The organism is Actinosynnema sp. NPDC037264, assembly GCF_055603705.1.
In genome coordinates, this window is record NZ_JBVJVK010000004.1 from 269077 (window position 1) to 281402 (window position 12326).

Here is a 12326-nt window from a genome sequence, read left to right on the forward strand (position 1 = left end):
TCACACCTCCGGCGCAGCGAGTTCGGCGGCCTTGTCGGCCGCGTCGTCCATCGTGTCCACCACGGTCACCAACGGGTGCGCGGCCTCGGCGAGGATCCGCCTGCCCTCCTCCACGTTGTTGCCGTCCAACCGCACCACCAACGGCTTGGTGGCCGCGTCACCGAGCATCCCCAGCGCCGCCACGACCCCGTCCGCGACCGCGTCGCACGCCGTGATGCCGCCGAAGACGTTGACGAACACCGACCGCACGCCCAGGTCGTTCAGGACGATGTCCAGCCCGTCCGCCATGACCTGCGCGGACGCGCCGCCGCCGATGTCCAGGAAGTTCGCCGGCCGCACCCCTCCACGCCGCTCGCCCGCGTACGCGACGACGTCCAATGTGGACATCACCAGCCCGGCCCCGTTCCCGATCACGCCGACCTGGCCGTCCAGCTTCACGTAGTTGAGCCCGCGCTCCCGCGCCGCCGCCTCCAGCGGATCTTCCCCGGACCCGTCCGCCAACCCCTCGTGCTCCGGGTGCCGGAACGCCGCGTTCGAGTCCAGCGTGATCTTCCCGTCCACCGCGAGCACGTCACCCGACCGAGTCCGCACCAGCGGGTTCACCTCGACCAACGTGGCGTCCTCCGCCACGAACGCCTCCCACAGCCTCACGATCACGTCCGCGACCCGATCGGCCACCTCCGGCGGGAACTTCGCCGCCGTCACGATCTCGTGCGCGACGGCCAGGTCCACCGACGTCACCGGCACCCGCGCCAACGCGTCCGGCCGCCGGGCCGCGACCTCCTCGATGTCCATGCCGCCCTCGACCGACGCCATCGCGAGGAACGTCCGGTTCGCCCGGTCCAGCAGGAACGAGAAGTAGTACTCCTCCGCGATGTCGCTCGCCTCGACCACGAGCACCTTCCGCACCACGTGCCCCTTGATCTCCATCCCGAGGATGTCGGACGCGGCCTCCCGCGCCTCCTGCGGCGTCCGGGCGAGCTTCACACCGCCCGCCTTGCCCCGGCCGCCGGTCTTCACCTGCGCCTTCACCACGACGGTCCCGCCGATCGACGTCGCCGCGGCGTGCGCCTCGTCCGGTGTCACGGCGAGCAGGCCGTGCGGCACCGGGACGGCGTGCGCCGCGAACAGGTCCCTGGCTTGGTGTTCGTGCAGATCCACGGCAGAAGGTCCTCTCCGCGCGGTGGGGCGCCGATGGCGGGCGCTGAAGGCCCGATCGTTGCGAGCTCTGGACATCGGCGCGAACAAGGCGTAACTATATGGGCTACCCCATACGGTATGCAATCTACAACCGGGCCGGTTCCAGGGTCGGGACCCCACCTCTGGAGAGGCGGGCCGACCGCGATCGAAGGAGTTGACCAGCACATGGCGCGGACAGCGACCGAGGCCGCCACGGGCGACAGCGCGGGGCCGGCGGGAGATGCCGACACGGGCCCGGAACTGATCTCCGGCGGGCACCTGGTGGCCAAGGCCCTCAAGGCCGAGGGCATCGACACGATCTTCACCCTGTGCGGCGGCCACATCATCGACATCTACGACGGCTGCGTGGACGAGGGCATCGCGGTGATCGACGTGCGGCACGAGCAGGTGGCCGCGCACGCCGCCGACGCCTACGCCCGCGTCACGGGCAAGCCGGGCTGCGCCGTGGTGACCGCGGGTCCGGGCACCACCGACGCGGTCACCGGCGTGGCGAACGCGTTCCGCGCGGAGAGCCCGATGCTGCTGATCGGCGGCCAGGGCGCGTTGAGCCAGCACAAGATGGGCTCACTGCAGGACCTGCCGCACGTCGACATGATGACCCCGATCACGAAGTTCGCCGCGACCGTGCCGTCCACCGCGCGCATCGCCGACCTGGTGTCGATGGCGTTCCGCGAGGCGTTCAACGGCGCGCCGGGCCCGTCGTTCCTGGAGATCCCGCGCGACGTGCTGGACGCGTCGGTGCGCGTGGACCAGGCGCGGATCCCGGAAGCCGGCCGCTACCGCGCGTCCACCCGCAACGCGGGCGACCCGGCGGCGGTCGAGCGGTTGGCCGACCTGCTCGTGCACGCGAAGAAGCCGGTCGTCCTGTTCGGCAGCCAAGTGTGGACCACCCGCGCCACCGGTTCGGCGATCGAGCTCGTACGCGCGCTCAACATCCCCGCGTACATGAACGGCGCGGGCCGCGGCACGCTGCCGCCCGGCGACCCCCACCACTTCCAGCTGTCCCGCCGGTACGCGTTCGACAACGCCGACGTGATCGTCATCGTCGGCACGCCGTTCGACTTCCGCATGGGCTACGGCCGCCGCCTGTCCGCCAAGGCCACCGTCGTCCAGATCGACCTCGACTACCGCACCGTCGGCAAGAACCGCGACATCGACCTGGGCATCGTGGGCGACGCGAACCTGGTCCTCGACGCGGTCACCCGGGCAGCCTCGGGCCGCACGGACAACGGCGCGGTGGCCCGCAAGCCGTGGCTGGAGGAACTCCAGGCCGTCGAGGAGAAGGCGCGCGAGAAGCGGCTGCCGCAGCTGCTCTCCGACGCGACCCCGATCCACCCCTACCGCCTGGTGCACGAGATCAACGAGTTCCTGACCGAGGACTCGATCTACATCGGCGACGGCGGCGACATCGTCACGTTCTCCGGCCAGGTGGTGCAGCCGAAGTCGCCCGGGCACTGGATGGACCCCGGTCCGCTGGGCACGCTCGGCGTCGGCGTGCCGTTCGTGCTGGCCACCAAGCTGGCCCGGCCGGACAAGGAGGTGGTGGCGCTGTTCGGCGACGGCGCGTTCAGCCTCACCGGCTGGGACTTCGAGACCCTGGTGCGCTACAACCTGCCGTTCGTCGGCATCGTCGGCAACAACTCGTCGATGAACCAGATCCGGTACGGCCAGGCGCAGAAGTACGGCGTGGCGCGCGAGCGGGTCGGCAACACCCTCGGGGACGTCCGCTACGACGAGTTCGCCCGGATGCTCGGCGGTCACGGCGAAGAGGTCCGCGACCCCAAGGACATCGGGCCGGCCCTCCGGCGCGCCCGCGAATCGGGCCTGCCGTCATTGATCAACGTCTGGGTGGACCCCGACGCCTACGCGCCCGGAACCATGAACCAGACCATGTACAAGTAACGCTCCCGTTATACGCCAAGGAGTTTGCTCGGGGAGCACTCCCTCTCAACCAACACAGCCGGCTCACATCAGCCAGCCAGCACACATCAGCCAGCCAGCACACATCAGCCAGCCAGCACACACCAGCCAGCCAGCACACACCAGCCGGCCAGCACACACCAGCCGGCCAGCACGGAACAGCGAGCACACACCACAGTCAAAGGAGGACGTGCCATGGGCAAGGCTCTCGACGGCGTCCGGGTCCTGGACCTGACGCATGTCCAATCCGGACCGTCGGCGACGCAGATCCTCGCGTGGCTGGGCGCGGACGTGATCAAGGTGGAGGCGCCGGGCCGGGGCGACATCACCCGCGGCCAGCTCCGCGACCTGCCCGGTGTGGACAGCCTGTACTTCACCATGTTGAACGCGAACAAGCGCAGCATCACGCTGAACATGAAGAGCGACGAGGGCAAGGCCGTGTTCGGCCAGCTCGTCACCACCGCGGACGTGCTGGTGGAGAACTTCGGCCCCGGCGTGGTCGACCGGTTCGGGTTCACCTGGGACCGGCTCCAGGAGCTCAACCCCGGCCTGGTCTACGCGTCGATCAAGGGCTTCGGCGCGGGCCGGTACGCGCACTTCAAGGCCTACGAGGTCATCGCGCAGGCCATGGGCGGCTCGATGAGCACCACCGGCTTCGAGGACGGCCCGCCGCTGGCCACCGGGGCCCAGATCGGCGACTCGGGCACCGGCATCCACCTGGTCGCGGGCATCCTCGCCGCGCTCTACCAGCGCACGTCCACCGGCCGCGGCCAGCGCGTGCAGGTGGCCATGCAGGACGCGGTGCTCAACCTGTGCCGCGTGAAGCTGCGCGACCAGCAGCGGCTCAAGCACGGCCCGCTCGGCGAGTACCCGAACGAGACGTTCGCCGACGAGGTGCCGCGCTCGGGCAACGCCTCCGGTGGCGGGCAGCCGGGCTGGGCGGTGCGCTGCGCGCCCGGCGGTCCCAACGACTACATCTACGTGATCATCCAGCCGGTCGGCTGGCAGCCGATCACCGAGCTGATCGGCAAGCCCGAGCTCGCCGACGACCCCGCCTGGGCCACCCCGGAGGCCCGGCTGGACAAGCTCGACAAGGCGTTCGCGCTGATCGAGGAGTGGACCGAGCGGCACACCAAGTGGGAAGTGATGGACGCGCTCAACGCCCACGACATCCCGTGCGGCCCGATCCTGTCCACCCGCGAGCTGATCGAGGACGAGACGCTGGCCGAGCTCGGCACCGTGGTCGAGGTCGAGCACCCCGAGCGCGGCGCCTACAAGACCGTGGGCAGCCCCCTGAAGCTGTCCGACTCGCCGGTCGACGTCCAGCGCTCACCGCTTCTCGGCGAGCACAACGGCGAGGTGCTGGCCGAGCTCGGCTACCTGCCCGAGCAGCTGACCAAGCTCAAGGCGATGGGCGCGATCTGAGGTCGAGCCGCGCCCGCCACCCCACTCACCCGCACCCCCACACCCGCAATCCGGACGGGACCCGACCACCGACCGCGATCAACCCAAGGAGACGTCATGCCGGACTACGACCGGGCAGCGGTCGAACGGATCATCGCGGCGGTCACCGCCGAGGGCCGCGCCTCGCTGACCGCGCCCGAGGGCAGGCTGGTGTGCGAGGCCTACGGGATCACCACCCCCGCCGAGGGCCTGGCCGCCTCGCGGGACGAGGCCGTCGCGCTGGCCGCCGACATCGGCCTGCCGGTCGTGCTCAAGATCGTCTCACCGGACATCCTGCACAAGACCGAGGCGGGCGGCGTGCTCGTCGGCCTGGCCACGCCCGAGGAGGTGGCCGCGGGCTTCGACACGATCATCGCCAACGCCGTCGCTTACCAGGCCGACGCGGACATCGTCGGCGTGCAGGTGCAGCGGCTGATGACCTCCGGCCACGAGGTCATCGTCGGCGCGACCACGGACGAGACGTTCGGCAAGGTCGTCGCCTTCGGCCTGGGCGGCGTCCTGGTCGAGGTGCTCAAGGACGTCACGTTCCGCCTCGCGCCGACCACCGCCGCCGAGGCCGCGTCCATGGTGGACGGCATCGCCGCGGCCGAGATCCTGCGCGGTGTGCGCGGCGCGCCGCCGGCCGACCGCGACGCGCTCGCCGACCTGATCCGCCGGGTCGGCGACCTGGTCACGGACTTCCCGGCGCTGGCCGAGGTGGACCTCAACCCGGTGCTGGCCACACCGGACGGCGCCACCGCCGTCGACGTGCGGATCCTCGTCGACCACGAGGCCGCGCGCGAGCCGGTGAGGTTCAGCCAGGAGGACATCCTGGCCTCGATGAACCGGATCATGAAACCGGCCGCGGTCGCCGTGATCGGCGCGTCCAACGAGACCGGCAAGATCGGCAACTCGGTGATGCGCAACCTGGTCGACGGCGGCTACCGGGGCGAGATCTACCCGATCAACCCCAAAGCGGACGAAATCCTCGATCGCAAGGCCTACCGCAGCATCGCGGACGTGCCCGGCGACGTGGACGTGGCGGTGTTCGCGATCCCGGCGAAGTTCGTGCCCGCCGCGCTCGAGGAAGTCGGCGCGAAGGGCGTGGCGGGCGCGATCCTCATCCCGTCCGGCTTCGGCGAGACCGGCAACCACGAGTTGCAGGACGAGGTCGTGGCCATCGCGCGCAAGCACGGCGTGCGCATCCTCGGCCCGAACATCTACGGCTACTACTACACACCCGAAAACCTTTCAGCTACGTTTTGCACCCCGTACGACGTGAAGGGCGGGGTCGCCCTGTCCTCGCAGAGCGGGGGCATCGGCATGGCGATCCTCGGGTTCAGCCGCTCCGCCCGGATGGGCGTGTCCTCCATCGTCGGTGTCGGCAACAAGGCGGACATCGACGAGGACGACCTGCTCACGTTCTTCGAGCAGGACGAGAACACCCAGCTCATCGCCATGCACCTGGAAGACCTCAAGGACGGCCGCGCGTTCGCCGAGACCGCCAAGCGCGTGTCGGCGAAGAAGCCCGTCGTGGTCCTCAAAGCCGGCCGCACCGCCCAAGGCGCGAAAGCCGCCAGTTCCCACACCGGCGCACTGGCCGGCAACGACAAGGTCTACGACGACATCCTGCGGCAGAGCGGCGTCATCCGGGCGCCCGGCCTCAACGACATGCTGGAGTACGCGCGCGGCGTGCCCCTGCTGCCCGCGCCGAAGGGCGAGAACGTCGTCATCATCACCGGCGCGGGCGGCTCCGGCGTGCTGCTGTCCGACGCGTGCGTCGACAACGGGCTCTCCCTGATGGAGATCCCGTCCGACCTGGACGCGGCGTTCCGCGAGTTCATCCCGCCGTTCGGCGCGGCGGGCAACCCCGTCGACATCACCGGTGGCGAACCACCGTCCACCTACCGCAACACCATCGCGCTCGGCCTGGAGGACGAGCGCGTGCACGCCCTGATCCTCGGCTACTGGCACACCATCGTCACCCCGCCGATGGTGTTCGCCGAGCTCGTCGTCGAGGTCGTCCGGCACTACCGGGACCAGGGGATCCACAAGCCCGTCGTCGCCTCACTCTCCGGCGACGTGGAAGTCGAAGAAGCCAGTGAACACCTGTACCGGCACGGCATCGTCGCCTACCCGTACACCACGGAGAAGCCGGTCGCCGTGCTCGGCGCCAAGTACCGCTGGGCCCGCTCCGCCGGGCTGCTGTGAAGGGGGAGCCCCGCCTTTAGAACGCTGTAACTCACCGGGAGGTCCGTTGTGGATACACCCAACTCACCCGCCGAACCGCGGTCGGGCGCGGACGTCACCGCACCTCCGCCGGAGGAACGCGTGTGGCGGGCGGGGCGGCTGGAAGCGATGCCCATCAGGAAACTGCCCGACGCCCCGCCCTCCATCCACATCCTGGGCCCGACGGTGTTCCTCGTCGCGCTCGGCGTCGGCATGGGCGAGTCCTACATGTGGCCGCGGCTGGTGCTGCTGTTCGGCCCGGAGATCCGATGGCTGTTCCTCATCGGCGTGACGCTGCAGGCCGTGGTCATGCTGGAGATGGCCCGCTACGCGATGGCGACCGGTGAGAGCATCTTCTTCGGCGCGGCCCGCGTGTTCAAACCGATCATGTGGTTCTTCTTCACCGTCGCGATCCTGGTCTACATCTGGCCCGGTCACCTCTCCGCCGGGGCCGCCGCCCTGGAGGAGCTCACCGGCATACCGTGGACCGTGTCGGCGTGCGTCGGCCTGATCCTCGTCGGCGTCCTGTTCAGCATGGCCAAGGTGATCTACAACCTGCTGGAGAACGTGCTGTCCCTGCTCATCGGGCTGCTCGTGGTCGGCACCGCCGTAGTAGCCGCGATGGTGGGCACCTGGTCGGACGTGGTGTCCACCATCACCGGCATGTTCCACTTCGGCTACCTGCCGCCCGAGGCGCTCAGCGCGGCCTGGTTCCCGATCATCGTCGGCTCCATCGCGTTCGCCGGCCCGTCGGGCATGCAGCAGATGTGGTACACGTTGCACCTGCGCGACAGCGGCGCCGGGATGGGCGCCCACATCCCCCGCATCCGCGGCCTGCGCCACGCCGGCGAGGAAGAGGCCATGCCCGCGCGCGGGTTCATGTTCGACACCGACGACCCCGCCGAGATGGCGAAGTGGCGCGGGTGGCGGCGCTGGGTCACGTTCGACGCGCTGCTGCTGTTCTGGGGCGTCACGATGCTGGTCACCGTGTCGTTCACGGTGCTGGCGCAGGCCGCCAGCCGAACCAGCCCCGACGTCAAGGCGCTGCTGCACGCGGGGGAGCGGGAAGCCGCGCTCAACGCCATGTCCGACTCGTTCGCCGCGGCGGGCGGCCCCGTCCTCGGTGGCGTGTTCCTCGGGTTCATCGCGCTCATCGGCCTCAACGCCACCCTCGGCCTGTTCGACTCGTTCTCCCGCGGCCAGGCCGACATGACCTACCACTTCGTGCCCGGCGCGAAGCGGTTCCGCATGTCCCACCTCTACGCCGGGTTCCTGTGGGGCGTCATCGCGTTCGGCATCGTCATCCTGCTGTTCGGACCCGCCGACGGACCAGGCGCGATCCTCGACATCCTCGCGTTCCTGTCCACGTTCGCCATGGGCGCCTACTGCGTCGTCCTGCTGCTGGTGAACAACCGCATGCTGCCCAAACCCATCCGGCCCAGGCTGCTCACCAACCTGATCATCGGGTTCGGCGCGGTGTTCTACCTCGGCATGCTGATCTACAGCCTGTTCCGGTTCGGCGTGGTGGTGGGGTGATGCGCGACCGGCTGGAGTTGGCGGTGCCGGGCGCCGTCGTCGGCGCGGTCGGCGGCCTGATCGCCGGGGCGCTGTCGGCGTTCGTCGGCCATCCCGCCGCGTGGGCGGCGGCCACCGCGCTGGCCATGGCCGTGCCGCTCGGGCTCCTCGGCGGCGGCTTCGGCCTGCTCGTCGGCGGCGGGCGGTTCCGGCTCGGCGTGTTCGCACCGGCCGCCCTGTACTGGCTGGTGGGGTTCCCGGCGGCCAGGCTGGTGGCGGAGACCTCGACGGGTTTCCTGCTCGGCGGCGGGTTCACCCCGCCCGACGACGTGCTCGGTTTCTTGGCCTACCAGGGCATCGTCAGCTTCGGCTGGGCCATCGGCTTCCTGTGGCTGCACGAGCGGATCGCACCGCACTGGCTCGACAAGGTGCGTGCGCGCAACCCGTTGGCGCAGCAGTGGTACGAGCGCTACGTGACGCACGCCCGCGTGCTGCGGGAGTCGTCGGCACGCGCCCGACGGAGGCGCGCCGACCGGGACACGACGGCACGGACGAAGTGACCGCCTAGCGAAGGGCTCGCACAGATGGTTCTCCCCACCTGGGTCTGGATCGCGACGTTGATCGGGATCGCCGCGGTGATCGCGTTCGACTTCTACCTCGTGGCGCGCAACCCGCGCGACCCGTCGTTCTCCGAATCGCTGGTGTCGGTCTCGGTGTACGTCGGGCTGGCCGTGCTGTTCGGGCTCGGCGTGCTCGCGTTCGCGGGTCCTCGGTACGGCGGCGAGTTCTTCGCCGGGTGGATCACCGAGTACTCGCTCAGCGTGGACAACCTGTTCGTGTTCGTGCTGATCATGGGTCGGTTCGCGGTGCCGCGCGAGTACCGGCAGAAGGTCCTGATCGTCGGCGTGGTGCTGGCCCTGCTGCTGCGCGCGGTGTTCATCGCGCTCGGCGCGGGGGCGATCGCCCGGTTCGACTGGCTGTTCTACGTCTTCGGCGCGTTCCTGATCTTCACCGCCTGGAAGCTGCTGAAGGAAGGGCCGGGCGAGGACGAGGGCGAGTTCCACGAGAACGCGGCGCTGCGCGCGGTGCGCCGCGTGCTGCCGACGTCCCCGCGGTACGACGGCGCGGCGTTGACCACCCGCGTGGACGGGCGGCGGGTGGTCACGCCGATGCTCATCGTGATGGTCGCGGTCGGCACCACGGACCTGCTGTTCGCGGTGGACTCGATCCCGGCGATCTTCGGCCTGACCAAGGAGCCCTACCTGGTGCTCACCGCCAACGCGTTCGCGCTGATGGGGTTGCGCCAGCTGTTCTTCCTGGTCGGCGGCCTGCTCGACCGGTTGGTCCACCTCGGCAAGGGTCTCGCGGTGATCCTCGCGTTCATCGGGGTGAAGCTGATCCTCGAAGCACTGCACCACCACGGCGTCGACTGGGCGCCGGAGATCCCGATCCTGCTGTCCCTCGGGGTCATCGTCGTGGTGCTGCTGATCACGACCGCGGCGAGCCTGCTGGCGTCGCGCCAGGCCCGGGTGCGGGCCGAGCGGGACGTGCGGCGGGAGGGCGCAGCCGGGTCGTGAGCCGGGGAGCCGGGCGTTGCTGTGGGCTTCGTCCGGCTCCCTCGTCGGGCCTGACCACGGCCGTCAGGAGACGGTGGTGGTCTCTTCGCCCTTGCTGCGCCGGTCGTTCGCGTACTGCTCGATGTCCGCGACGGCGTGGTCGGTCTCCCGGCGCTGGGCGTCCATCGCGGTGTCCAGGCCGAGGCCGATGCGCCTGCCGTCGGCGGAGAACCCGGCGGGACGGGTCAGGGCGTTCTTGAGCTGCTGCCATCCGGGCATGCCTGTGCTCATCTGGTTCGAGTCCTTCCTTGCTCATTCTCGGGTTTGAGCGTTCCTCGGAGTCCGCCCGCGCCATCGCGGAGCGGCTCCACGATCCAGTAGACCGCACGTGCACCAGGTGTACCGGCCGGAGGTGCTACATCCAGAATACAGACTATCGTATACAAAACACTCAAAGCGTGAGGGCCGTCACCTGTACTCGATTCAGGTGGCCTGACCAGGGGTTAGGTGCTCCGAACCGGGGCCAGGGGTGGTGGGCCCCGTCACTCTCAGCGGCCCTCGCTGCCCTCGAGGTGCGCGCGGTAGGCCGTCCGGGTGCGCTCGGTGTGCTGGTTCATCACCCGGCCGGCGGCCTCGGCGTCGCCCTCGGCGATCGCCTTGATCAGCTCGGCGTGCTCGCTCCACGCGTCCTTGCCGCGGGTCAGCGCCAACGGCGCGTAGTACCAGCGGACCCGGCGGTCGACGGTGGCGATCATCTCCGCCAGCACGGCGTTGCCGGACAACCGGGTGATGCGCGCGTGCAGGGCGGCGTTGGCCGCGACGACCCGTTCCACGTCCTTCTGCTTGAGCGCCTCGACGCCCTCGCGCTGCAGCGCCTTGAGCTCGGCGACGTCCTCGGCCGTGGCGTGCTCGGCGGCGAGCTTCGCGGAGTGCGTCTCCAGGACGTTGCGCACGGACAGGAGCTGGTCGGCCTCTTCGTCGGTCGGCGTGTGCACGAACGCGCCCTGGGCCGGGCGCAGGTCGACCCAGCCCTCGGTCTGCAGGCGCTGCAACGCCTCGCGCACCGGCTGGCGGCTCACGCCGAGGTGCTCGGCCAGCTCGATCTCGACGAGGTGCTGACCGGGCTTGAGGGTACGGTTGACGATCAGGTCGAGCAGGGCCTCGTAGACGGCCTGGCGCAACGGTGCGGGCCGCTCGACCTTCCGGGAAGCGGCACTGCTCAGCGATTCGCGGGCCGCGCGACGGGTGGTTCCCGCGCCGATCAGCGGCGCGTTGGGCTGGCTCACGGTCGCCTCCTCGGGCAGGTGTCGGGAATGCCCGATCTTCAGCATACAGATTTTCGTATGCAAAAAGCAATCTGAAGTCACCCGGTCGGGGCGGACGTCACCTGGTGGTGCGCATCGGCCGCCCGGTTGGGCTATCGCTCCCGTAGTTCATACAACATACTGTATGCAATCATCGCGAAGGCGAGGGACGTCATGAAAGTCGCAGTTCTCGGGGCCGGAGCCATCGGCGCTTACGTCGGCGCGGCGCTGCACCGCGCCGGGGTCGAGGTGCACCTCGTCGCACGAGGGGCGCACCTGGAAGCCATGCGCCGCCACGGTGTCCGGGTCCACAGCCCTCGCGGCGACTTCACCGCCGCGCCGCACGCCACCGACGACCCGGCCGACATCGGCCACGTCGACTACGTGTTCCTCGGGCTCAAAGCGCACCAGTACGCCGCCTGCGGCCCGCTCATCACACCCCTGCTCGGCCCGGACACCGCCGTCGTGGCCGCGCAGAACGGCATCCCCTGGTGGTACTTCCACGGGCTCGCCGGCCACCCCCTCGAAGGCGCCCGCGTCGAGGCCGTCGACCCGGGCGGCAGCGTCAGCGCCGTCCTCGACACCCGACGCGCGATCGGGTGCGTCGTCTACTGCTCCACCGAGATCGAGGCGCCGGGCGTCATCCGGCACGTCGAGGGCACCCGCTTCGCCCTCGGCGAACCCGACCGCACCGCCTCCAAGCGCTGCGCGGACCTCAGCGGGGCCATGGTCGCCGGCGGCCTCAAAGCGCCCATCGAACCCGACCTGCGCGACGACATCTGGGTCAAGCTGATGGGCAACGTCGCGTTCAACCCGCTCAGCGCGCTCACCCGCGCCACCATGGCCGAGATGTGCGAGCATCGCGACACCCGCGAGCTCGTCGCCCTCATGATGGCCGAGACCATCGCGGTCGCCCGCGCCGTCGGCTGCCACCCCCGCGTCTCCATCGAGAAGCGCATCGACGGCGCCCACCGCGTCGGCCACCACAAGACGTCGATGCTCCAGGACCTCGAAGCGGGCAAGGCGCTGGAGACCGACGCGATCATCGGCGCGGTCGTCGAGATCGCCCGGCTCACCGGCGTCGCCGCGCCCACCCTGCGCAGCGTGTACGCCGCCATCGACCTGTTGGGGCGCAAGGCACTCACCGCCGCTAGCTGAG

General features: G+C 70.1%; 10 protein-coding genes. 7 read left to right on the forward strand and 3 right to left on the reverse strand.

All coding sequences use genetic code 11. From position 1 onward, the window contains the following. Window positions 1-1161 carry an ADP-forming succinate--CoA ligase subunit beta gene (gene sucC / locus ACZ7GX_RS07585; protein WP_498773959.1) on the reverse strand — a complete coding sequence of 387 codons (1161 nt, stop codon included), beginning with the start codon at window positions 1159-1161 and terminating at the stop codon, window positions 1-3. A gap of 204 nt (window positions 1162-1365) precedes the next feature. Between sucC and ACZ7GX_RS07590 the strand changes: the two genes are divergently transcribed. From ACZ7GX_RS07590 to ACZ7GX_RS07615, 6 genes are all read left to right on the forward strand, one after another. After that, window positions 1366-3102, forward strand: coding sequence for a thiamine pyrophosphate-binding protein (locus tag ACZ7GX_RS07590; protein ID WP_498773961.1), 1737 nt, complete (start codon window positions 1366-1368; stop codon window positions 3100-3102). 213 nt (window positions 3103-3315) lie between these two features. Beyond that, window positions 3316-4545, forward strand: coding sequence for a formyl-CoA transferase (frc, locus tag ACZ7GX_RS07595; protein ID WP_498773963.1), 1230 nt, complete (start codon window positions 3316-3318; stop codon window positions 4543-4545). A 96-nt stretch (window positions 4546-4641) separates the two neighbouring features. Then, entirely contained in the window at window positions 4642-6774 is a 2133-nt protein-coding gene (locus ACZ7GX_RS07600; protein ID WP_498773965.1) for an acetate--CoA ligase family protein, read from the forward strand. A gap of 48 nt (window positions 6775-6822) precedes the next feature. Continuing rightward, entirely contained in the window at window positions 6823-8328 is a 1506-nt protein-coding gene (locus ACZ7GX_RS07605) for an Nramp family divalent metal transporter (protein ID WP_498773967.1), read from the forward strand. Continuing rightward, window positions 8328-8867: a hypothetical protein gene (locus ACZ7GX_RS07610; RefSeq protein ID WP_498773969.1), complete on the forward strand. Its 540-nt coding sequence runs from the start codon at window positions 8328-8330 to the stop codon at window positions 8865-8867. The genes ACZ7GX_RS07605 and ACZ7GX_RS07610 overlap by 1 nt, the downstream gene beginning before the upstream one ends. Before the next feature lie 24 nt (window positions 8868-8891). Then, a complete protein-coding gene (locus ACZ7GX_RS07615; RefSeq protein ID WP_498773971.1) occupies window positions 8892-9884 on the forward strand; it encodes a TerC family protein in 993 nt (330 codons plus the stop codon). Window positions 9885-9947: 63 nt separating this feature from the next. On the opposite strand, the gene ACZ7GX_RS07620 is transcribed toward ACZ7GX_RS07615, so the two are convergent. Together ACZ7GX_RS07620 and ACZ7GX_RS07625 are read right to left on the reverse strand one after the other, a co-directional pair. Further along, on the reverse strand, window positions 9948-10154 hold the full coding sequence (locus ACZ7GX_RS07620) for a hypothetical protein (protein ID WP_230566596.1): 207 nt from the start codon (window positions 10152-10154) through the stop codon (window positions 9948-9950). 257 nt (window positions 10155-10411) lie between these two features. Continuing rightward, window positions 10412-11149, reverse strand: coding sequence for a GntR family transcriptional regulator (locus ACZ7GX_RS07625; protein WP_498773974.1), 738 nt, complete (start codon window positions 11147-11149; stop codon window positions 10412-10414). Window positions 11150-11341: 192 nt separating this feature from the next. On the opposite strand from ACZ7GX_RS07625, the gene ACZ7GX_RS07630 reads away from it, so the two are divergent. After that, on the forward strand, window positions 11342-12325 hold the full coding sequence (locus tag ACZ7GX_RS07630; protein ID WP_498773976.1) for a 2-dehydropantoate 2-reductase: 984 nt from the start codon (window positions 11342-11344) through the stop codon (window positions 12323-12325). Window position 12326: the final 1 nt, after the last annotated feature.